The organism is Acidilobus sp. (assembly GCF_049973875.1).
Taxonomy (GTDB): domain Archaea; phylum Thermoproteota; class Thermoprotei_A; order Sulfolobales; family Acidilobaceae; genus Acidilobus.
The window spans coordinates 1-24,777 of the sequence record NZ_JBMFJI010000015.1; the positions used below are offsets into that span (position 1 = coordinate 1).

At 60.6% G+C, this 24,777-nt stretch carries 24 protein-coding genes, 1 tRNA gene and 2 pseudogenes; 16 read left to right on the plus strand and 11 right to left on the minus strand.

Annotated features, from left to right (window positions below; all coding sequences use genetic code 11):
- Positions 1 to 428 precede the first annotated feature (428 nt).
- From iorA to ACP5H1_RS05975, 4 genes and pseudogenes are all read left to right on the plus strand, one after another.
- Entirely contained in the window at positions 429 to 2,288 is a 1,860-nt protein-coding gene (gene iorA / locus ACP5H1_RS05960) for an indolepyruvate ferredoxin oxidoreductase subunit alpha (RefSeq protein ID WP_427972923.1), read from the plus strand.
- Positions 2,279 to 2,884: an indolepyruvate oxidoreductase subunit beta gene (locus ACP5H1_RS05965; RefSeq protein WP_427972926.1), complete on the plus strand. Its 606-nt coding sequence runs from the start codon at positions 2,279 to 2,281 to the stop codon at positions 2,882 to 2,884. The genes iorA and ACP5H1_RS05965 overlap by 10 nt, the downstream gene beginning before the upstream one ends.
- Before the next feature lie 54 nt (positions 2,885 to 2,938).
- Positions 2,939 to 5,713 carry a GH116 family glycosyl hydrolase gene (locus ACP5H1_RS05970; protein WP_427972929.1) on the plus strand — a complete coding sequence of 925 codons (2,775 nt, stop codon included), beginning with the start codon at positions 2,939 to 2,941 and terminating at the stop codon, positions 5,711 to 5,713.
- 16 nt (positions 5,714 to 5,729) lie between these two features.
- A pseudogene (locus ACP5H1_RS05975) lies at positions 5,730 to 6,293 on the plus strand (carotenoid biosynthesis protein); the annotation flags it as partial.
- A gap of 152 nt (positions 6,294 to 6,445) precedes the next feature.
- Here the strand turns inward: ACP5H1_RS05975 and ACP5H1_RS05980 are convergent.
- A complete protein-coding gene (locus ACP5H1_RS05980) occupies positions 6,446 to 8,101 on the minus strand; it encodes an ABC transporter permease subunit (protein WP_427972931.1) in 1,656 nt (551 codons plus the stop codon).
- 312 nt (positions 8,102 to 8,413) lie between these two features.
- On the opposite strand from ACP5H1_RS05980, the gene ACP5H1_RS05985 reads away from it, so the two are divergent.
- The 4 genes from ACP5H1_RS05985 to ACP5H1_RS06000 all read left to right on the plus strand — a co-directional run bounded on the left by ACP5H1_RS05985 (position 8,414) and on the right by ACP5H1_RS06000 (position 11,241).
- The gene (locus tag ACP5H1_RS05985) at positions 8,414 to 8,704 is read left to right on the plus strand and encodes a hypothetical protein (protein ID WP_427972933.1); all 291 of its coding nucleotides are present in this window, start codon (positions 8,414 to 8,416) and stop codon (positions 8,702 to 8,704) included.
- Entirely contained in the window at positions 8,629 to 9,372 is a 744-nt protein-coding gene (locus ACP5H1_RS05990; RefSeq protein WP_427972935.1) for a hypothetical protein, read from the plus strand. Before ACP5H1_RS05985 ends, ACP5H1_RS05990 begins: the two co-directional genes overlap by 76 nt.
- 250 nt (positions 9,373 to 9,622) lie before the next feature.
- The gene (locus ACP5H1_RS05995) at positions 9,623 to 9,799 is read left to right on the plus strand and encodes a hypothetical protein (protein ID WP_427972937.1); all 177 of its coding nucleotides are present in this window, start codon (positions 9,623 to 9,625) and stop codon (positions 9,797 to 9,799) included.
- A 5-nt stretch (positions 9,800 to 9,804) separates the two neighbouring features.
- On the plus strand, positions 9,805 to 11,241 hold the full coding sequence (locus ACP5H1_RS06000) for an MFS transporter (RefSeq protein WP_427972939.1): 1,437 nt from the start codon (positions 9,805 to 9,807) through the stop codon (positions 11,239 to 11,241).
- Positions 11,242 to 11,296: 55 nt separating this feature from the next.
- On the opposite strand, the gene ACP5H1_RS06005 is transcribed toward ACP5H1_RS06000, so the two are convergent.
- The gene (locus tag ACP5H1_RS06005) at positions 11,297 to 12,814 is read right to left on the minus strand and encodes an ABC transporter substrate-binding protein (RefSeq protein WP_427972941.1); all 1,518 of its coding nucleotides are present in this window, start codon (positions 12,812 to 12,814) and stop codon (positions 11,297 to 11,299) included.
- 208 nt (positions 12,815 to 13,022) lie between these two features.
- Between ACP5H1_RS06005 and ACP5H1_RS06010 the strand changes: the two are divergent.
- Positions 13,023 to 13,106: pseudogene (locus ACP5H1_RS06010) on the plus strand (IS200/IS605 family transposase); the annotation flags it as partial.
- Positions 13,069 to 14,397: an RNA-guided endonuclease InsQ/TnpB family protein gene (locus ACP5H1_RS06015; protein ID WP_427972943.1), complete on the plus strand. Its 1,329-nt coding sequence runs from the start codon at positions 13,069 to 13,071 to the stop codon at positions 14,395 to 14,397. The pseudogene ACP5H1_RS06010 and the gene ACP5H1_RS06015, both read left to right, overlap by 38 nt.
- 83 nt (positions 14,398 to 14,480) lie before the next feature.
- On the opposite strand, the gene ACP5H1_RS06020 is transcribed toward ACP5H1_RS06015, so the two are convergent.
- The 6 genes from ACP5H1_RS06020 to ACP5H1_RS06045 form a co-directional block, all read right to left on the minus strand.
- Positions 14,481 to 15,191 carry an ATPase gene (locus tag ACP5H1_RS06020; RefSeq protein ID WP_427972945.1) on the minus strand — a complete coding sequence of 237 codons (711 nt, stop codon included), beginning with the start codon at positions 15,189 to 15,191 and terminating at the stop codon, positions 14,481 to 14,483.
- A gap of 12 nt (positions 15,192 to 15,203) precedes the next feature.
- On the minus strand, positions 15,204 to 15,773 hold the full coding sequence (locus ACP5H1_RS06025) for a GNAT family N-acetyltransferase (protein ID WP_427972948.1): 570 nt from the start codon (positions 15,771 to 15,773) through the stop codon (positions 15,204 to 15,206).
- A gap of 172 nt (positions 15,774 to 15,945) precedes the next feature.
- Positions 15,946 to 16,509 (minus strand): acetate uptake transporter, encoded by a 564-nt coding sequence (locus tag ACP5H1_RS06030; protein ID WP_427972950.1) that lies wholly within the window; start codon positions 16,507 to 16,509, stop codon positions 15,946 to 15,948.
- A 4-nt stretch (positions 16,510 to 16,513) separates the two neighbouring features.
- Positions 16,514 to 18,511 (minus strand): acetate--CoA ligase, encoded by a 1,998-nt coding sequence (gene acs, locus ACP5H1_RS06035; protein ID WP_427972952.1) that lies wholly within the window; start codon positions 18,509 to 18,511, stop codon positions 16,514 to 16,516.
- An 86-nt stretch (positions 18,512 to 18,597) separates the two neighbouring features.
- A complete protein-coding gene (locus ACP5H1_RS06040) occupies positions 18,598 to 19,578 on the minus strand; it encodes an amidohydrolase family protein (protein ID WP_427972954.1) in 981 nt (326 codons plus the stop codon).
- A gap of 59 nt (positions 19,579 to 19,637) precedes the next feature.
- Positions 19,638 to 20,042 carry a hypothetical protein gene (locus tag ACP5H1_RS06045; RefSeq protein WP_427972957.1) on the minus strand — a complete coding sequence of 135 codons (405 nt, stop codon included), beginning with the start codon at positions 20,040 to 20,042 and terminating at the stop codon, positions 19,638 to 19,640.
- A 144-nt stretch (positions 20,043 to 20,186) separates the two neighbouring features.
- On the opposite strand from ACP5H1_RS06045, the gene ACP5H1_RS06050 reads away from it, so the two are divergent.
- Positions 20,187 to 20,262 (plus strand) — tRNA-Arg (locus ACP5H1_RS06050).
- On the opposite strand, the gene ACP5H1_RS06055 is transcribed toward ACP5H1_RS06050, so the two are convergent.
- A complete protein-coding gene (locus ACP5H1_RS06055; protein ID WP_427972960.1) occupies positions 20,263 to 20,829 on the minus strand; it encodes a rubrerythrin family protein in 567 nt (188 codons plus the stop codon).
- Positions 20,830 to 20,940: 111 nt separating this feature from the next.
- On the opposite strand from ACP5H1_RS06055, the gene ACP5H1_RS06060 reads away from it, so the two are divergent.
- Genes ACP5H1_RS06060 through ACP5H1_RS06080 form a run of 5 tightly spaced genes read left to right on the plus strand, consistent with a single transcriptional unit; the run spans position 20,941 to position 23,725 of the window.
- Complete coding sequence (locus tag ACP5H1_RS06060) at positions 20,941 to 21,297, plus strand: 30S ribosomal protein S24e (protein WP_427972962.1); 357 nt, start codon at positions 20,941 to 20,943, stop codon at positions 21,295 to 21,297.
- Positions 21,297 to 21,479 (plus strand): 30S ribosomal protein S27ae, encoded by a 183-nt coding sequence (locus ACP5H1_RS06065; protein ID WP_427972983.1) that lies wholly within the window; start codon positions 21,297 to 21,299, stop codon positions 21,477 to 21,479. The genes ACP5H1_RS06060 and ACP5H1_RS06065 overlap by 1 nt, the downstream gene beginning before the upstream one ends.
- On the plus strand, positions 21,439 to 22,494 hold the full coding sequence (kae1, locus tag ACP5H1_RS06070) for a KEOPS complex N(6)-L-threonylcarbamoyladenine synthase Kae1 (RefSeq protein WP_427972965.1): 1,056 nt from the start codon (positions 21,439 to 21,441) through the stop codon (positions 22,492 to 22,494). The genes ACP5H1_RS06065 and kae1 overlap by 41 nt, the downstream gene beginning before the upstream one ends.
- On the plus strand, positions 22,473 to 23,171 hold the full coding sequence (locus ACP5H1_RS06075; RefSeq protein WP_427972967.1) for a Kae1-associated kinase Bud32: 699 nt from the start codon (positions 22,473 to 22,475) through the stop codon (positions 23,169 to 23,171). The genes kae1 and ACP5H1_RS06075 overlap by 22 nt, the downstream gene beginning before the upstream one ends.
- Positions 23,172 to 23,182: 11 nt before the next feature.
- Complete coding sequence (locus ACP5H1_RS06080) at positions 23,183 to 23,725, plus strand: XTP/dITP diphosphatase (RefSeq protein ID WP_427972986.1); 543 nt, start codon at positions 23,183 to 23,185, stop codon at positions 23,723 to 23,725.
- Here the strand turns inward: ACP5H1_RS06080 and ACP5H1_RS06085 are convergent.
- Both ACP5H1_RS06085 and ACP5H1_RS06090 read right to left on the minus strand, forming a co-directional pair.
- Positions 23,688 to 23,960 carry a hypothetical protein gene (locus ACP5H1_RS06085; RefSeq protein WP_427972970.1) on the minus strand — a complete coding sequence of 91 codons (273 nt, stop codon included), beginning with the start codon at positions 23,958 to 23,960 and terminating at the stop codon, positions 23,688 to 23,690. The two genes, ACP5H1_RS06080 and ACP5H1_RS06085, sit on opposite strands and share 38 nt — an antisense overlap.
- A gap of 67 nt (positions 23,961 to 24,027) precedes the next feature.
- The gene (locus ACP5H1_RS06090) at positions 24,028 to 24,738 is read right to left on the minus strand and encodes a Rossmann-like domain-containing protein (protein ID WP_427972988.1); all 711 of its coding nucleotides are present in this window, start codon (positions 24,736 to 24,738) and stop codon (positions 24,028 to 24,030) included.
- Positions 24,739 to 24,777: the final 39 nt, after the last annotated feature.

The window sequence follows — 24,777 nt, forward strand, 5'->3', positions numbered from 1 at the left end:
ATATGGAAGAATAGATAAAGCAAAATATGAAGAACTAAAAGCAAAATATGAAGAGAAACTAAGAAAATTACTGTAAATGCAATTGATGTTTATGCCTGATTTTAAAGTTTTTCTTATTTTGTTCTTTAACATTATTAAAGGCTATTAATATTATACTATTGACTTTAATCGTCCGACCACTAATCATTAATAATGACTTACTCCCGTTACATTTGCACCACCTATGAGGACGCGAGCGAGAGGTTGAACAGCTTTGAGAAGCTGAAGAGGAGGGCTCCCAGGAGAGCTAGCCTTGGCCCGCAATGTTAAAGGAGTAGGATCAAAAACTTTTTTGCTAATACACAACTAATTAATTTCCAGCCGCCATAGCTACCTGGGACCCGCTATTGTATCGCATACTGGGTAGGGCTGGGAGTACAGCCCTGCTGATGGGCAACGAGGCGGTGGCCAGGGGCTTCCTCGAGGCTGGCGGCGGCTTCGCTGCCGGATACCCGGGTACTCCCTCAACTGAAGTAATAGAGTCGCTGGCCGACGTGGCCAAGGAGGCAGGCATCTACGTCGAGTGGAGCTCCAACGAGAAGGTAGCCGTTGAGGCCGCCTACGGCGCCTCCCTCACTGGAGTGAGGAGCATGGCCACCATGAAGCACGTGGGCCTCAACGTGGCAGCTGACGCGCTCATGAGCATAGCCTACACCGGCGTCAGGGGCGGCATGCTGGTCTTCGTAGCAGGGGACCCGAGCATGTGGAGCAGCCAGAACGAGCAGGACAACAGGTACTACGGCCTAATATCTTACGTGCCCGTGCTGACGCCCAGCGACCCGCAGGAGGCCAAGGACCTCGCCGTGCTCGGCCTCGACCTCAGCGAGAAGTTCTCGCACCCGTTCATGATGGTCATCACCACCAGGGTGTCCCACACGAGGGGACCCGTGGTCCTGGGCCCGCTGAGGCCCCCCAGGACCGCGGGCAAGTTTGAGAGGGCCAGGGGCCTCACTCTGGTGCCGGCCGTGGCAAGGGAGCAGAGGGAGAAGCTCATATCTAAGTGGGAGGACATAAGGAAGACCTTCTCCGGCCTTGGCCAGTTCAACAGGGTAGAGGGGGACGGCGACGTTGCAATAGTCACTGACGGCGTCGCCTACGGCTTCGTCAAGGAGGCCCTCTCCGAGCTCGGCCCGCAGGCGGACAAGGTTAAGGTAGTAAAGATAGCCACGCCGCTGCCCTTCCCCAGGTCGTTTGTGATAGACGCGCTTTCCAACGTAAAAAGGGTCCTAGTCGTTGAGGAGCTTGAGCCTGTCGTTGAGGGCCAGCTGAAGCAGGCCCTCGAGGAGGAGAGGCTGACGCCCGAGGTCCACGGCAAGGACCTCGTGGGCCTGGCCGGGGAGCTCACGCTTGACCGCGTCAGGAGGGCCGTGAGGTCATTCCTTGGACTGCCCGCGGAGGAGCCGAGGCTATACAAGGTGGACCTCCAGATACCCCCCAGGCCCCCCGCCTTCTGCCCGGGGTGCCCGCACAGGGCTACCTTCTACGCCCTGAGGAGGGCCGTCAACAGGCTTAGGCTCAAGGCCATATACAGCGGCGACATAGGCTGCTACAGCCTGGGCCTCTACGAGCCCTTCAGGGAGCAGGACATAATAATTGAGATGGGAGGGAGCGTCGGAGCCGCCAACGGCCTGGCACACACCGCCCAGGACCAGGTGCCCATAGCGATAATTGGCGACTCGACGTTCTTCCACGCCGGGATACCCGGGCTGATAAACGCCCTGTACAACAGGGCCCCCATGCTCCTGCTGGTGCTCGACAACAGGACCACCGCAATGACCGGCGAGCAGCCGGACCCGGGGTCAGGGGTCACAGCCATGGGTGACGAGGCGCCTGTGATAAGCATAGAGGGCATAGCTAGGGGCATAGGCATAGAGAAGGTCGTCACCTTTGACCCCTTCGATATAAACGGCGCCACCAACGCAATAGCAGAGGCCCTGGAGTACGTGGTCAAGGAGAGGAGGCCCGCCGTTGCAGTGGCCAGGAGGGCCTGCGCCCTCGACGCCGTGAGGAGGGCCAGGAAGGCCAAGGTCCAGGTGCCTCTCTACCAGGTCGAGGACGACAAGTGCACCGCCTGCGGCATATGCTACAACGCCTTCTCGTGCCCGGCCATATTCGTCAAGGACGACAGGAAGGCCTGGATAGACCCGAGCCTCTGCACCGGCTGCGGCGTCTGCGCTGAGATATGTCCGTACAAGGCCATAGTTAAGGTCGTCCAGGAGGGCAAGGGGTGGGAGGAGGCATGGATGTGAGCCGCAGGAGGATAAACATAGTCATGACGGGGGTCGGGGGCCAGGGCCTCATAACCGCCGCCAGGGTGCTCGGCGAGGCGGCGGTGGAGGGAGGCTGCAAGGCTCTGGTCGCCGAGACCCACGGGCTGAGCCAGAGGGGAGGGGCTGTAGAGGTCCACGTTAGGCTTGGCGACGTCTACTCACCCCTCGTGCCCAGAGGGGAGGCGGACGTGGTGCTGTCCTTTGAGATGATAGAGGCGGTCAGGGGCGCGCCCTACCTGAGGCAGGGCGGCGTCCTGCTGACTGCTGACACGCTCATGATGCCGCCCACGCCCGGCCTCAGGCCGCTGAAGAGGCAGCAGATAGAGGCCGCCCTGAAGGGGGCCGGAATAAGGTACGCGGTGATACCGGCGAGGGAGGTAGCGGAGAAGGTCGGAAGCTACCTGGCCGAGAACATGGTAATGCTCGGCGCGCTCATCGGCACCGGGGCCCTGGACGGCTTCGTTGAGCCGGAGAGGATAAGGGCCAAGGTGCAGGAGCTCCCCATGGCTGACAAGAACCTGGCGGCCTTCGAGGAGGGCATCAGGCTGGGCTCCCAGGTGAAGCTTAGACCTTAATTACGCTGCCAATTTTTATATATTTACTGTTACCCTTCTCTGTGGCGTGTACAGTTGCGCATATCATATTATGACACATCCCTGGCAGGCGTCCCCATGGGAGGCCTCGGCACGGGCTCCTTTGAGGTGGGGCCCGACGGCAGGTTCAGGGAGTGGCTGATATTCAACAACAGGCCCTGGGCGGGCTACGGCCAGCCCCAGTGGTTCATGAACCCCGACGACCTCGTGTTCTTCCTGAGGCTTGAGCCCGAGGGCCAGGAGCCCCTCCTCAGGGGGCTGTTCACAGGGCTCTGGTACGGCTCAGCGGAGGACTACACCTACAGGGGCTGCGGCCCGTGGGTTGTAGCTGAGCCGTACCACCTGCCCTGGGCCAAGGGGGTTGAGGGCACAGAGATGGAAGTCAGGTACCCCAGGGTGACGCTGAGCTACAGGGACTCGCTGCTGGATGAGCTCGGCGTCGAGGTCAGCCTTGACGCGTACTCGCTTCTGTTGCCGGGAGACCTTAAGGTCTCGTCCACGCCGGCCGTCATACTTAGGTTCAGGGTGATCAACAGGGGGAGGCAGAGGGTTAAGGCGTCAATAATGGCCGTGGCCAGGAACCCGGCAAGGTCGGCCGGGGGCAGGCCGTCAAGCGAGGTGAGGGAGGGGCCGGACTGGACAGCGGCTATAATGAGCGCGTGCTGCGTCGATGAGATGCACCCAATGGCGAGGGGGGCCCTGGCAGTGGCGTCCCTTGGCCAGCCCTCCTCAGGCGCCGTGGGGTCAGTTGACGCCTCCAACAGGCCCCAGCTAGTTAACTTCCTCAGGAGGCTCCTCGTTGACTTCAGGGGCGACGGCGACCTCACCGGGCCATCCAGCATGACTTCAGACCTTGACGTCTTCTCAGCCGTGGCCACAAGGCCCTTAGAGCTGGCGCCCGGGTCCTCGGAGGAGCTCTACTGGGCCATAGCGTGGTACTTCCCCAACCACGTGGACGCCTCGGGCCAGAGGGTGGGGCACTACTACGAGAACTTCTTCAGCAACGTGGAGCAGGTGATCTCATACGTCTTCGAGAAAAAGCACGAGCTGATAGCCAGGCTGGAGGCCTTCTCGGACTCCATGTACGACGCGTCATACGAGGGCTGGATCCCTGACCTGGTAACAGCCCAGCTGACCAGCGTCCCGAAGCTCTCCTGGCTCACGAGGGACGGCCACTTCGGCCTGTGGGAGGGAGGGCCCGGGTGCTGCGGGATCAACACGGTTGACGTGGTCCTCTGGGCCTTCGCAGGGGTCGTCAACATGTACCCTGACCTGGTAAAGGCCGCAGTTAAGGACGTTGCCAGGCACGTGCTCAGGCCTGACAAGCACTACTACTACGAGCTCTTCGCCCTCGGCTTCCATGAGAACATGAGCCTCTACAGGGAGATGCTGAGGAAGGATCCGTCGATACAGAACGACCAGGCTAAGTTCTCCGAGGCCATAGCTGAAATAGTGAGGAGGACCGGCAGGGACCCGACGGGCAGGGTGCCCCACTCGTTCAGGGCGTCCTTTAACCTGATAGACAGCTACGACAGGAACGACCTCATGCCAGAGTTCCTGCTCATAGCCCTCCTGCCGTATTACGCCACGGGCGACAGGGAGTACCTCAGGTCACTCTGGAGGGACGTGCTGACAGTAGTAGACGGCACCAGGAGGCAGCACGACAGCAGGGGCACGGGGCTCATAGAGCACTACATGCCCTCCGACTACGAGGGCCTTTCAAGGGTCGCCCAGGAGGCAGTAGAGAAGGGCCTTGTGCCCGGCTTCTACGGCGGCAACGTGGTGAAGCTTCTGTTCTCCGGCCCCGAGTTCGTCATGAACTCCGTGAACACGTTTGACACCTTCAGCCTCCTCGGGGTGGCCTCCTTCACCGGGGACCTCTGGGCGGCCTCGCTCAGGGCGGCGGCCGAGGCGGCCTCAAGGGAGGGGCTGGAGAGGGCGGAGGAGCTGGGGCAGCTCTCCTCAAGGGCCTACGACAGCCTGGTGAAGCTGCTGTGGAACGGCAGCTACTTCGACGACTGGTACGACCCCGAGAGCGGCCTGAGGGACAGGGCGGTCCTCTCGGCCCAGCTCACGGGGGAGTGGTACCTGCAGGTGCTTGGCCTCGGCGACGGCGTTGACAGCGAGAAGGTGAGGTCGGCGCTCAGGGAGGTCTACAGGGCCAACTTCAGGAGGTGGGAGGGACTACTCAACGGCACCTACCCGGGCACCCCAAGGCCATCCATGGTGGGTGACGTAGAGGAGCCCAACGGCACCAAGATACTGAACAGGGTGTCGTCGCAGGCCGACACGCCGTGGACTGGCGTCGAGTTCGGCGTCGCCTCCCAGATGCTCTACGAGGGCATGGTCGAGGAGGCCATGGAGGTCCTCAGGTCGGTCCATAACAGGTACCGCTCCTGGGGGCTCTACTTCAACCACATTGAGTGCGACGGCCACTACTCCAGGCCGCTGGCGGCCCTCACGATACCAAACGCGCTGGCCGGGGCGACCTATGACGGCGTACGCGGGGAGCTGTCAATAGCCCCTAGGCTGGGAGGCCCCAGCTTCAGGGGCCCAGTGATGGTAGCTGGCAACCTGCTCAGCGTCAGCTACAGGAGGGAGGGCTGCAGCGGCTCCCTCTCATTGAAGGTAGTCGAGGGCCCCGGCCTCAGGCTCTCGTCGCTCAGGCTTGACGCCAAGGGCTGCAGGGCGTCAGTAAAGTACAACGGCTCGGAGGTGCCGCTGAGCTACGTGAAGGACGGCGAGCTGGGGCTCTCGAGGGAGCTGACGCTGAGGCCTGGGGACGTGCTTGAGGTTAGCCTCAGCCAGTGACCTTTTAACTCAAACAATGCAGCGTCGACGGGGCCCTGGCTTGGACAGAATTAGACTCATAGCCTGGAGCCTCTCTGCCCTATACCCTCCCTTCCTGTTCCTGTCAGTCATTGACGTCCCGCGGCCCCTCAGCCTTGTCGCAGCTGTTGTGTCAGCCCCCATCTTCTTCGTTGCCTTCTACCTGCTGGCGTCCTACTCGGAGCTGGGCTGGAGGAGGACCCTCTACTTCCTCGCGGCCTCGGCAGCGATATCATATGCCTTCGAGTTCCTGGGGGTGCACTACGGGCTCCCCTTCGGGAAGTACTACTACACGAACGGCCTAGGCCTCAAGGTGCTGGGGGTGCCGGTCTACATACCGCTCCTCTGGGCCTCCCTTGGCTTCTACTCGCTCGCCGCCACGGGCAGCTACCTCGCGGCCTCCCTGGCCATGGTTGCCATGGACCTCGCCTTCGACCCCTTCCTGACCATAGAGGGCCACCTATGGGTCTGGCAGACGAGGGGGCCGTACTACGGGGTTCCCATAACTAACTTCGTCGGCTGGTTCGTGGTCTCCATGACGTTTTACTACGCCTACGACGCGCTGGGGAAGGCCAGGCCGAGGCCGCGGCGGCCTCCAGGGCCTTCTACCTTGAGTACGTGGCGGCGTGGTCAGCCATGGACTTCGTCTCAGGCCTCTGGCTCGCGGGGGCCGCAGGGCTTCTGGCGGCCGTCCTGGCCCTGGCCCTCGGGGCCTCACAGGAACTTGAGGCCGCTGGCCCTGCTCCCCCTGGCTATGAGCGACAGGAACACTATGTCAAGCACCATGGGCGGCAGCGCGGCGACCAACGCCATGGAGGCCAGCAGGCCCCAGTCTATGGTTGACTCCTGTATCGCGGTCAGCGCGTATATGGTGACCGTCTGGGCCCCCTGGGGCGGGAAGCCGAAGTTGTACGGGGTCGCTGAGAATATCAGCGGGTAGAAGAGGGCGTGCCAGGCCCCCACGGCGGCCAGCAGGAATGTTGAGAGGAGTACCGGCCTGGAGAGCGGGAGTATGAGCCTCCTGAACTTGCCCTTTACGTTGAACAGGTCAGCTACCTCGTCGTAGGCCCTTGGGAGGTCAACGAAGAAGCCGTTCATTATCCACAGGGCGTAGGTCACGTAGCCGAGGGGCATCGCAGTTATAAGGGCCCACCAGGTGTTGAGCAGGTGCGCCTTGGCAAAGGCTATGTAGAGGGGTATCACGAAAGCCATGGGGGGCAGGACGTAGAGGTATATGGAGAGGGGCAGCAGCCAGCCCCATGCCCTGCCCCTGGCTATCTCATATGAGGCCCCGGAGGCAAGGAGGACTGCTATCACGCCGACCGCCACGCTGACGACCACGCTGCTGACCATGTAGGGCACGGAGCCCCTGAGCGCCTGCATGAAGAACGCGCTGGTGAACTTCACTGGTATCATGACCGGGGGTGACCTGAAGTCGAGGGTGTTGGGCCTGAAGGCCACGAGGAACATCCAGTATATGGGCATCACGTTGAAGAACAATATGACTGAGAGCACTGCCAGCATTATCCCCTTGAACGCCTGGTCAGGCAGCCTCACGCTGACCGCGGGCAGCAGGGCGCGCCTGCTCCTCAGGACCCTGAAGAGGGCCATGGCTGGGACGGTCGCCAGGGCGGCTATTGTAGCCGCTATCAGCGCCCCCGCGGAGTAGCTGTTGAGGTTGTACACGGCCTCATAGGTGAGTATGCCCAGCGTTGTGGTAGCGTAGCCCGGCCCTCCCCCGGTGAGCACGTAGGGCGCGTCAAAGGCGCCGAAGCTGAAGGCGAGCTCTATTATGAAGGCTATCAGTATGGCCTTGCTCGCCAGCGGTATGGCCACCTCGCCGTAGTACCTTGAGAGGCCTATGTTGTCTATCATGGCGTTCTCCCTTATCTCGGGCGGTATGGACCTGAGCGTCGCGTATATTATTATGAAGGGGAACGCTATTGCGCCCCAGACGCTGACCAGTATGACGCCGTAGAGGGCCGTGTTAGCGAGGTAGAGCGGGTCAAAGCTTATGTGGAGCAGGTAGGTGAACCACCCCCAGCCGCCGCCGTAGAGGCTTATGGACCATATGAGCGCCGCCGAGACGAAGGGCACCGTGTGCGGGAGCACCGTCAGCAGCGAGAGCGGCCTCTGGTACTTCACGTCAAGCATGTCAACGGCCACGGCGGCCACCAGGCCTATCAGGGTGCCGAGCACTGAGGTGGCCACGGCAAGTATGAAGGTGTTGAGGAACACCTGGCCCACGGGCACGAGCCTTAGGGCCACCAGGGCCGAGCGGAAGTCAAGGCCGACCAGGGCGAACGTGGCGAAGAAGGGGACTACCCCAAAGGCCGTTATGTAGGCCGCGTAGGGGGCCGTTAAGCGCAAGCAGCTTCCCAAGGAACTGGGGGGCAGGGATATTTTAAGCGTAACATGGCCAAGAGGGGCTCCCCAGGCCTGGCGGCGAGCCCTGGAGCTTAAGGCGCGGCAATTTTCCTACTGGTCTCCCATATGGAATTTTTAACATATAATGGCAGCATATAAGAGGCGAGGGCCTCTTGCTCAGGCGGAGGCCTAGGGCACGGCAGCGCTGAAGGGCAGCGGCTTTGAGCCGTCACTTTGGCTGCGCGATGCCCGCCGGCGGGCTAAAACAACTCTCCGATGAAGTTTTTAACGCTAGACGGGGGCCACCACTGGGGCGTGCTTCCGGTGTCCCTCCTCCTTTACCCCCGCCGGAGGGCCTCGCTGACAGCCAGGGCCGCCGCCGTCCTCATAATAATTGTCACCGCGGCCTCGGCGCTTCTCACGGGGGTCTACGTGCTACCCGGCGCCTTGGTGAGGGGCAGGCTCATCATAAGGGCCTTCTACATCAGGGGCGGCGACCCGGTTCAGATAACCAACGCCTCCTTCTCCGTGTGGGCCTGGGCGCCGACGCGGAGGGCACCGAGCTCATACCTATATTCAACGGCACCGGAGGCGAGATCAACATAAACGTGTCAAAGCTGCTCGCCTGGGCCGAGGACTGGCTGAGGTACTACGGCCCCGGCGCCCTGACCTCCTTCATGCCATCCATAATCGTCTGGGTGATGTACCCCATAGACCTGCCCAACGGCAGCGTCGAGCTGGCCATAGAGCCCCAGCTGGAGCCCCTGAACCTCAGCGTGCCCCTGAGCGGCTCAGGCGCCGTGCTTGGGGTCCAGGTGTCCCACCCCTTCAAGGCCATAGTCGGCCCTGGGCGGCCCAGGCCTAGGGCCGCCTCCGCTGGCGCCGTCATGTCGGCTCAGACGACGACTACTACGACAACAGCGCCCATCACAAACACGACCTCAGCCCTAGGGGGACAGCTGGGGCGCTGCTGGTACAATTACTACTATGAGGCCACGCCTCGCGTGCTCTCCTGGTACCCCAACAGCAGCGGCTTGGCCCCCATAAGCCTTGCAGTAGCGGTCCTACAGCCCAGCCCAGACGCTACTTCGAACAACCTCCAAGTGATGCTGCTGGGCCCTACGGTCCAGTACGTGGGGTTCAACGCGGTCATGATAGCCTCTGGGGCAATAGGCGCCGCGGCCCCTATTATGAAGCCTATTATGAGGCCCACCCACATGGGGGCCGTGTATGTTATCAACCTACGCCTCACCTCACTAAGGTTATTTGACTAAATTGAGTGTGACTGCAAACAGCAATTTTACACCAAATACGTTATAATTATAAATATCGTTTAACAACTTATTAAAAAATTGCATTAAAATGAAATATATGTTGAAAAGCAATCTAAAGCTTCTAATATATATAAGCGTTCTTTTTATTTAAAAGCTAGTTAATTTCTAAAGTGCACGCCACGGCCTGTTATTACCTGGGCCCACGCCAACGCTTTAAAACTCGGGGACCCAAGGCCAGAGTGTGGTCGCCTTGAGCTCCATAGACGACGTGCTCAGGAGGAAGGAGGACGAGTCCCTCAGGAAGCTTAAGGAGAGCTACGAGCAGTACCTCAAGTCCCTGAGGGACATGAAGGAGCAGGCCCTGAGGGAGGCCTCCAGGAGGCTGGACGAGGCGGCCAAGGAGTTCGTCAGGTCCCTCACAGGGTAACCGCCTTGTCACGCCCCTGGAAGTACCCCAGGGAGTACCTCAGGCTAGTGTCAGTAGTGACCTCATTTGCGGCCATCCTGACCCCCCTGGACAGCACCATAGTCAGCGTCTCCCTGCCGGCCATAGCCAGGGGCTCGCACGCCACCTACCTGGAGACCATCTGGGTCCCCGTGGGGTACCTGGCCTCGCTCTCGGCGTTCCTCCTGCTCTTCGGCAGGCTCGGCGACGTGCGGGGCAGGAAGGGGGTGTTCACCACCGGCTTCCTGATATTCGCTGTCGGCACAGTAATGTGCGCCCTATCGATCAACGGCCTCGAGCTCGACGCCTGGAGGGCCGTGCAGGGCCTCGGGGCCGCCATGATACTGTCCAACAGCGGCGCCATAATTACCGAGGCCTACCCGCCGTGGGAGAGGGGCAAGGCCTTCGGCTACTGGACGCTTGCAGTCTACACTGGAACGACTGTGGGGCCCGTGGTTGGAGGAGCCATAACAAGCTTCAGGTACATAGCGGGCGTGCCGAGCTGGAGGTGGGTCTTCCTGGTCACAGTGCCCCTGGCGGCCCTCGGCTACGCCCTGTCCCAGGCTTACCTTAAGGAGTCGGAGCGCGCTGACGAGCCCATAGACGTGCTCGGGGGGCTGCTGGCGGCCGCAGGGATATGGCTCACCCTCATGGGCCTCACCGCCGGGGCCTTCGAGGGCTGGTCCCCTGAGTACCTCTCGCTGCTGGCGACCGGGCTCGCCTTCATTTTAGCCTTCGCTGTCAGGGAGTCGAGGCTTGGGCCGCGCGCCCTCCTGGACCTCAGGCTCTTCAGGTCAGTGCCCTTCTCCGCAGGGAACATGGCGGCCCTCCTGAACTACGCTGGATACTTCTTCGTGCCCTTCTTCCTCAGCTACTACATGATAGAGGTCCTGGGCATAGGGCCCATATACGTGAGCCTGGCCCTGCTCTCCCTGTCGCTGGCCATGGTAGTCCTCTCCCCCATAAGCGGGAGGCTCTCAGACAGGGTGGGGGCGAGGCCGCTCGCCACCGCCGGGATGGCAATAATAGCTGTTGGCCTGGCCCTCCTCATGCAGCTCGGCCTGAGGGCGTCGCTGCAGGACATAACGTGGAGGGCCGTGCTCCTGGGCGTCGGCATGGGCCTCTTCTCAAGCCCTAACACTGCGTCAGTTATGGGCGCGGCCCCCAGGGAGAGGCTATCAGTGGCCTCGGGCACGCTGAACCTGATGAGGTTCGCGGGGCAGTCGCTGAGCCTGGCCCTTGCGAGCGCCCTGGCGGCCTCCTACATTCCAAGGGGGGTCCTAGTGACCATATTCACGGGGCTGCCGGCGACCCAGGCCGCCAGCGCGGTGAGCTTCGTGCGCGGCCTCAGGGCAATATACATGGTTATGATATGGCTAGTGGTGGCCGGCGCCGTGGCGTCGGCCATAAGGGGCAGGAGCTGACCGCCTGGAGTGGAAAAGGAAAAAAGATAATGAAAAGACTGTAATATTGTGCCAGTCACGAAGAGGAGGTCGTGGTTGAGGCGTAGTACGACTTCAGTATGCTTATGTACTGCGCCGCCACCGAGTTGAGCACCTGCTGCGGGCTCTGGCTGGTCGGGTTCTCGAGGTAGTTCAGCAGCGCGTTGCCGAGGGCGTTGCCGAGCTGTAGGGTTACCGGTACCAGTGGCTCCCACGCGTTGCCGTACTCGGCTGAGATCTCGTTGGCGAGCAGCCAGTTCTTCTCATAGGCCGGCACCGAGGAGTTCGACAGCAGTACGCTGTAGGCCTGCTTCGATATCGGGAACAGGCCCAGCTTCAGGAACATCTCCTCCTGCACCTGCGGCGACTCTACGAACTGGAGGAACTCAAGGGCTAGCTGCTTGTTCTGCGAGTACCTGCTTATGCCAAAGTATGTGCCCCCTGCCATGGAGTAGTTGCCCGGGAGCGGGGCCAGGCCTATCTCGCTTGGGCTCACGTTCTGGGCGAGTATGGCGGCGAGCCTTGAGGCGTAGTTCACGGCCGCGGGGCCGTAGCCCTCAGCGAAGAGCTCAGGCGTGTTGTCAAAGGACACCTGGAACACCGTCGGCGAGGGCTCGTAGCTGACCAGCTCCCTGAGTATCTCAAGGGCCTGGACCCCGGCCGAGGTGTTTATCGCTGGCGGCGGGAACGGGTATGTCCAGCCCTTGGGGTAGCAGCCGTAGAACTCTATGCCGAAGCCGGGTATTCCATGTACTGTGCCGCAGTTGAGGCTCTGGTTGTTTATGTAGAACCAGCCGTATATGGACTCGAAGCTCGAGTCGAGGTCGCCGCCGGCCGTGCCGTCCATTATTAGGACGCCGTACTTGGTTATGTTGTGGCTGACAAAGAACTGGCTCACGTCAACTACAACGGTCCAGTTGTGCCAGGTCCACGGGTTCAGCTGCATGTGGTACTCATTGTAGAACTCCTGCTGGAGCGTCGCGTTGTCAAAGTACTTGGTGTTATATATTATGAGCACGTTCGAGACCCAGGGGGCCACGCCCACCATCTCTGAGGTGTTGGTGGTGGCGTTATATATCACGCCGCCGAAGCTCTCAGCCGGCCAGAGAATGTCGCTGGTGTTTATCACCGAGGAGTTCAGCGGCACCACGTAAGGCGCCAGCAGCCTCGCGCTGGTGGGAGTGAATGTCACTATGTCATAGGAGCTCTCGCCTGCCTTCAGGACGGTGAGCTCATTTGTTATGTACTCCGTGAACGGGTAGGCGTCGACCTTGATTACAACGCCGGGGTGCTCCTGCTCAAAGAGCTGTGCGGCCATGCTGAGGAACCGCTGCGGCGCGCCGGTGTAGGTCGCTATCGTCAGCGTGACCTGCTGCGAGCTCGTTGACGTCGTTGAGGTTGTTGTTGAGGTTGTTGGCGTCGGCGTTGTTGACGTGGTGACCTTCGAGGGCCTATGCGTGTAATATATAGCGAGGCCGGCCACCGCGACAACGACTATTACAACAACTATGGCCGCCAGGGCGGCCGTGGAGATCGAGCTGCGACTATTTCCCAAAACCGAACCCACTTAACCCCTGGGATTATCCAGCTATAAAAGGCTCCCTCCCGCTGACTAAAAGAACAACAAGCCTCGCCCCTTCCAGGGGCGGGGTAAAGCTTTTAAATTATAGTGTTTTTAAAGTATTGTAGAATAAAACGTGTCCCCGTAAGGGGACGTCCGATAAGGGCTTTACATACCCCCGAGTCCCTGGGATCTGGGAGCCGTATCAACGGCTGGTGACGTGTCGAGTGAAACCATAAAGAGATACGTTGAGGAGCAGTGGGGGAAAGAGGACGAAGAGGACTAACGTCGTTAAACTCATTACTAACAAAAACACGCATGAGAAGCTCAAGGAACTAGCTGTAGTAACTGCCAAATGTTGGAATGAAGTAAACTGGCTAAGGACGCAACAATTCAAGAAAGGGGAGAGGGTGGACTTCGCAGAGACAGAAAAGGAGGTGTATGAAAAGTACAAACAAGTGTTAAAGGTCAATGCACAACAGGTTGCCAGGAAGAACGCCGAGGACTGGAGGGGCTTCTTCTCCCTAATCGAGGAGAAGGGGGAGGGGAAATTACCAAAGTGGTTCAAACCGAGGCCTCCAAGCTATTGGAAGGACAAAAATGGGAAGTATAAGCTAATGGTCATTATTAGGAACGACCGATATGAGGTAAATGAAAATAAGAGGATTATTTATCTGAAGGACTTCAAGCTCTCGCTGAAGTTTAAGGGGAAACTTAAGTGGCATGGGAAGCAGGGTAGGCTAGAGGTAATTTACGATGAGGCTAGGAGGAGCTGGTATGCTCATATTCCAGTTGAAGTCGAAAATACCGCTGAAAACAAGGGTAATTTAAGGGCCTCAGTGGATTTAGGGATCGTTAACTTAGCTACTGTTTACGTTGAGGATGGCACATGGTATATTTTCAAGGGTGGCAGTGTCCTTGCACAATATGAGTATTATGGTAAGAGGATAAGTGAAGTTCAGAAAGTTTTAGCTAGACATAAGCAAAAGAGGAGTAGGAAGCTTAAACTCCTTTACGATAAGAGGAGGAGGTTCTTGAAACACGCATTAAACAGTATGGCCAGGAAGGTTATGGAGGAGTTAAGGGAAAAAGGGATAAGTGAGGTTATTGTTGGTTATCCTAAGGGGATTAGTAAGAACCACGGCAATAAGCTCACTGTGAACTTCTGGAACTACGGTTACGTCATTAAACGTTTCGAGGAGATAGGAGAGGAATTGGGGATTAAGATAACGAAAGTAGAAGAATCCTACACCTCTAAGACTTGTTCCCTATGCGGGGAAGCCCACGAGGGTGGGCGTGTTAAACGTGGTTTGTTTAGGTGTCCCCGCATGGGGAAAGTTATGAATGCGGATCTGAATGGTGCAATAAATATTCTACATATCCCCGAGTCCCAGGGAGCTGGGAGCAGAGGGCAACTCCCAGCGAGGGATAGGGGTAACGGGCTGAAGGCCAGGCCCGTGGCCTACCGCTGGACGAATGGAGCGGGGTGGGTAATCCCCGCCAGCTATGAAGTGATGAGAATGAAGGCGGTAAACTACAAACCTGTGATCCGCCCTAAGGGAGCCCTCGCCCTTTAGGGCGGGGAGGAGGTCAGTACACATTAAAACGTAAGGTAGGTAATTTACCTATAAGGCTCATAAGCCTATAGAGGCTAGGGAGGCTACGGCGTGCCGAAGGCCCTCACGTAGGAGCTCATGGCGGCCTGGTTAAACGGGGCCGCCACGACCTCTATGTCGCAGCACTCCATGGATATCCTCCTGACGTTGAACGTCCTGAGCGGGGCCCTGTGGAGCGGGGAGTTAACGACGACCGTGTGGTACTCACCTTTCTCGCCCAGCGGGTCGGCCCCGTCACTCTTGACGAGGGACAGGAACCACTCTGAGTTGTGCCTGTCCACTACCTCGCCGACGGCCCTCCTCAGCGCCCTTGTCCTGGCCCCCAGGACCTTCATGGAGTAGCCCTCCTCGAGGTCCTTCATGAGTATCTCCAGCGTGTCCTGGCCCCACAGGGGCTCGAGGAGCGAAGCCCCCGCCTCCGAGGCCAGGGACTCCATGTACTTGAGGTGGTCCTCAACGAAGACGTCGCCAGCTATGAGCTTGTCGGCGTTCAGCTTCCTCAGCAGGTCGGCGGTCTCCTCAAACTCCTTGCCCCTGTCAAGCCTAGCGACGACTATGGGCTTCCCTATGAGCGAGGCCTCGGCTATGGTAGCGCCGACGTTCTCTATGTGGGGACTCGGCTCGGGGAAGTCGTACACAAGGAACAGGAGGATGTCGACGGGCCAGGCCAGCGAGGCGGCCCTCAGCCCGTCCTTGCCGCCAGAGAACATGGCGACCCTGCTTCCCATCCTGATCCCAACGCGGCTGGGGTCCAAGGGGTTAAATGCCTAAGGCTTTACAGAGGCTATGGCCTCAAGGTACCAGGGCTCCAGGGAGCCCCCCTTCTCCCTTATCACGTTTAGGCACCTGTCCCTTATCTTGGTCACCTCAGCCTTACCATGATAGACGTCGCCCTCACACTCGAGGTTAAGTCCAACCTTCTCGCCTATCCTTATGGCCGCGTAGTTGTCCCCGTGCATGTAGGCCTCCATGGTCTTGACCCCCCTCCTGTAGGCCTCGAGTATCAGCAGGGCGGCTATCACTGTGGCCAGCCCCCTCCTCCTGTGCTCCTCCTTCACGGCGAAGGCAAGCTCAGCGCTCCTGCAGTCCGAGAAGCCCTCGCCCAGGGCGACGATGTCATTGCCAAGGAATGCGCCTATGGCGTAGTTGCACTGCCCCGAGAAGAGCCTCCTGGCGTGCCCCTCAAAGTCCTTGAATATTCCCAGGAACCTGTAGTAGAGCGAGAAGGCGTCCAGCGACGAGTAGAACTCCACCACGTACTTAGCATCCTCGGGGCAGAGGAGCTCAATGGAGTAGCTGCCCAGGGCGGCGAGCCTCTCCCTCCTGCAGGAGCTCAAGGGTCCACCGCGCTAAAAATGCAAGATAACAAATATATAAATTGAGGAAAAAGGGCCCGTGAGATCATGGTTACTGGCACTCCTGTGGGAGAGCCCCTTGGGCGATAAAGTAAAGGAGTTACAAAATAAAAAGTTAAAAACTATTTATAAAAATAAATAAGGCCCACAGGCCTTAGGTTGGCAGCGCCTGCCTCCTGGCTACCCAGTTAATCAGCAGGGCGGCCCCAAGGTAGAGCGCGTCAAGTCCGGTTATGAAGCCTATCCACCCCCCTGCCCTGGTTATGGTTACGCTGCCGGAGAAGAACGCCGCGCCCAGGACCCAGAAGGTCAGGGTCAGCAGGGCTAGCACCGAGGTGAGCACCCTGGCCTTGGCCATGTAGGCGCCCACGGTGTAAACTAACGTCAGGACCCCCCAGAGCACGAACCACGCCCCGAGCTCGGCCCCGCTCATGCTGAACACGGAGGGATCCCAGCTGCCCAGCACGAAGGCCATGGCCAGCCCGATCCAGAAGAGGCCGTAGGTGCTGAAGGCCGTGCCCCCGAGCATGTTGCCCCTCTTGAAGTCCATCCAGCCCGCGAAGACCTGGGCTGCCCCTCCCCAGAAGAAGGCGTATGCCAGGGTGAGCCCCGCAGTTGATATTAGGCCAGCGTTGTGGAGGCTGAGCACTATGGTCGTCAGGGCGAAGCCCCAGAGGCCCAGGGAGCTGGGGTCCGCGAAGGGCTGGTCCTGGCTCAAGGTCTCACCTCATCTGGGCCTTGAACTCTTCCCAGGCCCTCTTGAGCTCGTCAACGGCAGTGGGGTCCTCAAGGGTTGTCGTGTCGCCCAGCGGCCTGCCCTCCATTATGTCCTTCAGCAGCCTCCTCATTATTTTGCCGCTCCTAGTCTTTGGCAGCTTGCTGACGAACAGTATCGCCTGGGGGGTCGCTATGGGCCCTATGTTGGTCCTTATCATGTCTATGAGCTCCTTCTTCAGCTCCTCGCTGGGCCTGTAGCCCGCCTTGAGCACCACCGCGGCCACGGGCACCTCCCCCTTTATCGGGTCAGGGGCGCCTATGACGGCCGCCTCGGCGACGGCGGGGTGCTTTATCAGCGTGTCCTCGAGCTCCGCCGTGCCTATCCTGTGGCCGGCCACCTTGAGGACCTCGTCGGCCCTGCCAAGCAGCCAGAAGTAGCCCTCCTCGTCCTTGACCGCGTAGTCGCCAGCGTAGAAGTAGCCGGGGAACCTTGACCAGTAGGTCTTGACGTACCTCTCCGGGTCACCCCAGACGCCGAGCAGCATGCCGGGCCACGGCCTCTTTATGACCAGGTACCCCTTGACGCCTGGCGGCGTGGGCTTCCCGCCCTCGTCAAGCACGTCGGCCTCTATCCCGGGCATCGGGAACGTGGCCGAGCCCGGCTTGAGCTGCACGAGCGATATCCCGGGGGCCGGGGCTATCATTGCCGCCCCTGTCTCTGTCATCCACCAGGTGTCCACTATCGGGCACTTCCCCCTGCCGATCACCTCGAAGTACCACTTCCAGACGTCGGGGTTTATGGGCTCGCCCACCGTGCCGAGTATCCTCAGCGTCGAGAGGTCATGCTTCTTTACCCACTCGTCGCCGTACTGCCTCAGCATCCTGAGGGCGGTCGGGCTCGTGTAGAATATCGTGACCCCGTACCTCTCCACTATCTGCCAGGGCCTGTCGGGCTGCGGGTAGTCTATGGCGCCCTCGTACATGACCTCAGTTGCGCCGTTGAGCAGTGGGCCGTAGACTATGTAGGTGTGACCGGTTATCCAGCCCACGTCCGCCATGGTCCAGTGCACGTCCTCGGGCCTTATGTCCCAGTTCCACTTGAACACGTTGTAGACGTACACCATGTAGCCGCCCACGCTGTGCATTATCCCCTTTGGCTTGCCTGTGGTCCCGCTGGTGTACAGTATGAAGAGGACGTCGTCAGCCTTCCTCGGGACGGGCTTAACGTAGGTGTTCTCAGGGTACTTTGAGACAAGCTCGTGGTACCAGACGTCCCTGCCCTCGTTCCAGGCCACCTGGTTGCCCAGCCTCCTGACAACTATGACCTTGTCGACCTTTGCTCCCTTCTCCTCGGCCAGCCTCACGCCCTCGTCGGCGTTCTTCTTGAGCTCGACCACCTTACCCTTCCTCCAGTAGCCGTCGGCAGTTATGACGACCCTCGACTTGGCGTCAACCATCCTGTCCGCCAGGGCTGACGGGCTGAAGCCGGAGAAGACCACGCTGTGTATCCCGCCTATCCTGGTGACCGCTAACATTGATATCGGGAGCTCGGGTATCATTGGCAGGTATATCGTGACAGTGTCGTTTGGCTTGACGCCGAGGTCCTGCAGCGCCCTGGCGAACTTGTTGACCTCGCGGAACAGGTCCCTGTAGCTGAGCACCCTAGTGACGCCGTCCTCACCCTCCCAGTAGTAGGCGACCTTGTTGGCCACGTGCGTGTTCATCCACCTGTCCAGGGCGTTCAGGTTTACGTTGGTCTCGCCGCCGACGAACCAGCGGTAGAAGGGCGGGTTGGAGTCGTCGAGCACCTTGTCCCAGGTGCGGTACCACACGAGCTCCCTTGCCCTCTCGTCCCAGAACTTTATGGGGTCGGCCAGGCTCTGCCTCCAGAAGTCGACGTACTTGTTGTGGTACGGGTGGTACTTCTCACCGTAGGGTAGGAGCTCTACCTCCTGTTGCGACTCAGACAAGGACTCCACCTCCCTCTGTTCACTTGTATACACTATTGGATTAGTTTAAAAGATTTCTATGGTGGGCTTATATGTAAATATTCCCACTATTTTATAATTTAAAAAGCACTTTTATGACGTCAGAGCCCCACGCGGTCGTAGAGGGGCGTGACGCAGGATGCCTTGAGGACCTCCTCGGCGACGCCGTGGGCGTAGCCCTCGAGCTCCTTGCCCCTCCAGCCCGAGGCGAGGAGCGTCATGAAGACCTCCTCCATGTACTCCCTCAGGCTGGAGTTCGCAACGGCTGGGTAGTCGGAGCCGTAGAGGACCCTCCCGGCAGGGAAGTCCCTGAGCACCACGGGCACCAGCTGCGGGGGCAGGGCCGAGGTGTCAACGTAGACGCTGTCGAACCTCCTGGCAAGAGAGAGGGCCTCCTCGAAGAAGACCCCGGGGGCTATTGCGCTGTAGCCGCCGGCGTGGGCCACTATAACGGTGGCGTCCCTGTGCCTGGAGAGTAGCGGCTCAAGCCTTGAGGGGTCGCCGTACTTGCAGTACTTAGGCAGCTCCCATATGCCGGGGTCGCAGCCCCCGTGGACCACGACTGGGACCCCCTTCCTCTCGGCCACGTCTATCACTACCTCGACCTGCTCCGAGCTGAGGTACTTGAGGAAGAGCGTCGAGATCACCTTGAAGCCCCTGAAGCCCAGGGAGACTGCCTCCTCGAGCTGCCTTGCCAGCTCGTCCGGGCCCAGGCTCAGGTTGGCAGGGTACATCACCGGGAAGTTCACCACCCCGGCGAGCTCGGAGTGCCTTGCAAAGGAGCAGAAGCTCTCGGATAGCTTAACGGCCGAGAGGTAGAGGCTCTCGGGCTCCAGCTGGTCCATTATGTCGCTGGCCAGCTTCTCTATGAGGCCCCTCACCCTCTCGTGCTCGCTCTTGACCTCCTCGAGCGATATGGAGGCCAGTATCTCCTTGAACGGCGGTATGCCCAGCAGCACTGCGCCGCCGACGCCGCTCTCCACGAGCCCCCTTATGTAGCTGTTGACCTCGCCCCTCTCCCTGAGCAGCGGCATGTGAACGTGGGCGTCCACCACGCACTCAACCGGCACGTCGGCCCTCATCAGCTGCGCCTGTGACGCGGGTGGGCAAGTGAAGTTAATATGTACACAGCAGTGTGCCCTCATGAAGACTTGCGGCAGGGCACGAGCCTGTTGGCCGTGAGGTAAGCCTGTATGTCCTGGCCCGGCAGGAAGTAGTAGGACCTGCAGGGCCCTCCCGCGGTGGCCTTGACCAGTATGACCAGCCCCTTCCTCACCAGCGAGGTCAGCGAGTACCCCAGGGAGCCTATGGATATTCCCACGCTCGCCGCTATCTCCTCCCTGGTGTGGAGCCCCCTGGAGATGGCGTCCATTATGGCCCTCTGCACCGCGCCGACCTTCCTCGACCTGCCGTCAACCCCCATGAGCGCCTTGGAGACCCAGAGCACCGCGGGGCCTTCCACAACTATGCTGCCGTCGTCGTAGCATGTCACGTTGCCGAACCTCACTGAGATGCCTATCGAGTTGCACTGGACCTGCTTTGCCAAGACGCACCCCGTACCAAGACTGAAGCTTGTTGATGCGTGAGCATAAATACATTCAAGGGCTCTTCATAAAGATCATGGGCCCCGGCCTACGTTACTGTGGAGTACTGAAAAGAAATAATGTCCCCTGTCCCACCTTGTAGACAGGGGTCCGTGGCGTAGCCAGGACCAGCGCGCCGGCCTTCGGAGCCGGAGGTCGGGGGTTCAAATCCCCCCGGACCCGTCAGAACCTCACGAAGTCCTTGCCCAGGGCGCCGCATATGGGGCACTTGGGCGGCGGCTCCTTGCCCACGTACGTGTGGCCGCAGACGGGGCATATCCAGATGTAGCCGTCGAGAGGCATGTCCTCCCCCTTCTTTACGTGCTCCAGGGCCTCCTGGTAGAGCTTTAGGTGTATCTTCTCCGCCTCCAGCGCGTACCTGAAGCTGACCTCGGCGGCCTTGTCCCCCTGTATCTTCGCCAGCTCTATGTAGGCCGGGTACATCTCATCCACCTCAAACTTCTCACCCATTATTGCGAGCTCGAGGTTCTTGGCGGTGTCCCCTGGCCCGAAGGGGGCCTCGGCCACGACCTTCAGGGGCGCCTTCAGCTTCTCAAGCCTCTGGTAGTGGTTCCTGGCGTGCACCTGCTCCGCGAAGGCTATTGCCCTGAAGAGCCTCGCCACGTTCCTGAAGCCCTCCCTCTCAGCTATGTCTGCAAATATCAGGTACCTCATGTGAGCCATGGACTCGCCGCCGTAGCTGGAGGAAAGCGCGTCCTGGGTCATCGCCGGATGACCGCTCTCACTCATAAAGGTCCCCTCTGACTTTAGCTGGCCGCAATACTTAAGCTGAGCTGCCAGGCATGCCAGAGTGCTCAAGGGTTAAAATCCCAGGTGACAGGCCTAAGCGAGGTGCCAGGCATGCCAGAGGCCAAGAGGGTTGACCTGGGAGACGGCTCTTGGCTGGAGGTGCTCTCGGAGAGGAGGAACGACCTCCTCAAGCGCACTGAGGTGGAGGCGCTAGCGCACCACGAGCTCAAGTCGACCCCCGCCAGGAGCGCCATAAGGGAGGCGGTTGCAAAGGCCTACAACAGGGACGCTGGAGCGGTCTACGTTAAGACTATAAAGACCAGCTACGGCGTCGGCATATCTAAGGTTCACGTTCACGTCTATGACAGCCACGAAGACGCGGTTAAGGTCGAGCCCCAGTACGTCCTTGCAAGGCACGGCGAGGCAGAGAAGAAGCAGGCCAAGACCAAGGCAGGGGGCGGTAAGTGATGGCGAAGCAGGTAAAGGCCTACGTGCACCTGCTCTACGAGGTCGACTACAACAACATGACGATAAAGGTGAAGAACAAGAAGTGCCCCAAGTGCGGCAACTTTATGGCCCACCACCTGAAGCCTGTCGAGAGGTGGCACTGTGGCTACTGCGGCTACACGGAGTTCGTCGTCCAACAGTGAAGTAATTGTACTTGGAATAGAGCCGACCGCGCACACGTTCGGCGTCGGGGTCTCCAGGTGGACCCCGGCCGGGCCCGAGCTCCTCAAGGACGCCAGGAGGAACTACGTACCTAAGCAGGGCGGCATACTGCCCAGGGAGGTGGCCCAGTTCTTCAGCCAGGTGGCCGCGGAGGTCGTTGAGGAGGCCCTCTCGGTTAACTCGCTCACGCCTAAGGACCTGGACGCCATAGCGGTCGCCCTGGGCCCCGGCATGGGGCCCCAGCTGAGGGTCGGGGCCACGGTCGCCAGGGCGATGGCGGCGGCCCTCAGGGTGCCCCTGGTCCCCGTGAACCACGCCGTGGCCCACCTGGAGGTGGCGAGGTACACCACGGGGCTGAGGGACCCAGTGATACTTTACGTCTCCGGCGGCAACACGGCGGTGACGACGTTCGTTGAGGGCAGGTACAGGGTGTTCGGCGAAACCCTTGACATGGCCCTCGGCAACCTCCTCGACACGTTTGCCAGGGAGGTCAAGCTGGGGCCGCCGTACGTGGTCAACGGCAACCACGTGGTTGACGCCTGCGCCGAGGGAGGGGAGTTCATAGGGTGGTTCCCCTACGTCGTGAAGGGCCAGGACGTCTCCTACTCAGGGCTGCTGACTGCAGCCCTCAGGGCCCTCAGGAGGGGGGCTAAGCTGAAGGACGTCTGCTACACGCTCAGGGAGGTGGCCTTCTCAGCCGCCGTCGAGGTCACCGAGAGGTGCCTGGCCCACACGGGCAAGAGGGACGTCGTGCTCACCGGCGGGGTCGCCGCCAACAGGGTGCTCAACTCTAAGCTCGACTCCATGGCGAGGCTCCACGGCGGTACCTACAGGGGGGTACCAGCTTACTACAGCGGCGACAACGGGGCCATGATATCGCTGGCCGGCCTGCTGGCGCACCTGAGCGGGGTGCACGTCGAGCCTGAGAGGGCTTTCATAAACCAGAGGTGGAGGCTCGACGAGGTGGAGGTACCTTGGTATGGGAAGCTTCTATGATAGGGTCCTGGGCTTCGTCGCTGACCCTGCTCAAGAGGGGGGCGGAGTCGGAGGTGAGGCTGGGGGACTTCATGGGGATGAAGGCGATATACAAGCTCAGGGTCAGCAAGCCCTACATGGACCCGGCCCTGGACTCGAGGCTCAGGGCCCAGAGGACCCTCAAGGAGGCCAAGGTGCTCTCCGTGGCCCTGGCCAGGGGCGTCAGGGTGCCGAGGCTCTACGCGGTCTTCCCGTCGCTCGGACTCATAGTGATGGAGTACGTCAGAGGGCCCACCCTCAAGGACCTCGTGGGCTCCCCTGGCTGGGAGTCGCTCGCTGAGGACGCCGGCCTCCAGCTGGGGCTCCTCCACTCGGCCGGCATAGTTCACGGAGACTCCACGACGTCCAACATGGTGGTGAGCGACGGCGGCGTGACCCTGATAGACTTTGGTCTCGCCGACTTCTCGTCGGAGCTGGAGGACAGGGCCGTGGACGTGCACCTGCTGAGGGAGGCCGTCACCAGCACCCACCCCTCCGCGGCGGGGAGGTTCATGGAGGCTTTCATGAGGGGCTACTCAAGGGCTGTGGGGGAGAGGGAGGCGGAGGAGGTCAGCAGGAGGGCCAGGGAGGTGGAGATGAGGGGCAGGTACGTCGCCTCAAGGAGGAGCGTGTGGGCTGGGGAGGGGGGAGAGGGGTGAGGAGGCTCTACATGGTGACGCACAACGACAGGAAGTTTCTCGAGGCATCGCTCATACTTAAGCCCTACGGCATAGAGCTGCAGCAGATAAAGGCCGAGAAGCTTGAGGTGCAGGACGAGGACGTCGTGAGGATAGCGGAGGTGGCCGCCAGGCACGCCTACGAGCAGTTCAGGGTGCCGCTCATAGTCGACGACTCGGGCCTGTACATAGAAGCACTTAACGGCTTCCCAGGACCCTACAGCAGCTTCTTCCTTGAGAAGGTCGGCCTCAGCGGCGTCCTGAAGCTCCTCAGCGGCGTCACCAACAGGAGAGCCTGCTTCAGGACCGGCCTGGCCTACGCTGACGAGGAAGGAGTCAGGACCTTCGTTGGCGAGGTCTGCGGCTCCATAGCTGAGTCGCCCAGGGGCTCGGGCGGCTTCGGCTACGACCCGCTGTTCGTGCCTGAGGGGCACAGCAGGACCTTCGCTGAAATGAGCGTCGAGGAGAAGGACTCCATGTCGCACAGGGGCAGGGCCCTCAGGGCGTTTGCCGAGTGGTACCTGAAGAGGCCCTGATCCAAGGGGGGCAGAGGTAGACGGAGGCGAAAGGCTCCCCAGAGCTGCAGAGGGTCACCACGTAGCTCCTGGCCTCAAGGCCCTCGAGCCTGCTGCAGTACGCCCTGTCAGGCTGCCTCGAGAGCCTCGGCACGCTGACCTCCTCCACCAGGCCAGGCCACAGGGTCACCTCTAGCCTGGCGGTGTAGGGCCCCGGCCCCGCGACCTCCTTCAGGTTGACGAGGGGGAGCCTCAAGCCTATCCCCCAGTTGTTAAACTTGTATACAAGAGGTATTATTTTAACCTTTCTATTAATAGAGAAACTAGAGCTGGACCGCGGCCTTCCTCAGGACCTTAGAGTGGAGCAGGGCCCCGGCCCCATAGCCCATGGTTATCATCGAGTAGGCCTGCTCCCTGTCGACCACTATGGAGCTCCCCAGGGCGCCCGTGACGCCCTCGAAGGCCTCGGGGAGCATGGGCGTCGTGGGGCCCACGACTATGAGCTGGGACCCCCTGGAGAGCTCGGCTATCCTGTTTATCGTCTTGTTGACCACTGTCACCCCGGTGGCTATGACAAGGTCCATCTGGGGCAGCATCTCCTCCTCGGCGTACCATGGCAGCACGAAGTCCTCCTCGGAGGGGGACAGCTCAAAGACGTACACCTTGGCCGTCCCGGCGAGCCTCCTCACGTAGGGCCTTATGTAGCCCACTATGGCCACCTTTGAGCCAGGGCTCACCTTGACCAGGTCGAGGGGGTCAACCGGCTGGCCCCCGGTGTTTACAAGCGCGTTTATGGTGGCGACCCCCACGGCTGCCATAACAGGGTCGTAGGAGAGGGCCAGGCCAACCGCCTCCTCCGCCGACCTAGGGGGGCTCCAGGGGTCCCTGTTGGGCTTGACCCAGTCCCAGTCAACGTAGGCGAGCCCTGCCCTGCCGTCGTCGAGCTCCACGTAGGCGTACCTGCCCACGGCCACCCTCCTTATCGTCCTGCCCCTGGCCCTCGGCAGCGACTCCTCCACGAGGGCCTTGACCACGTTCAACGCTTAACCCCTCAGTGTGCGACACGTGAAGGA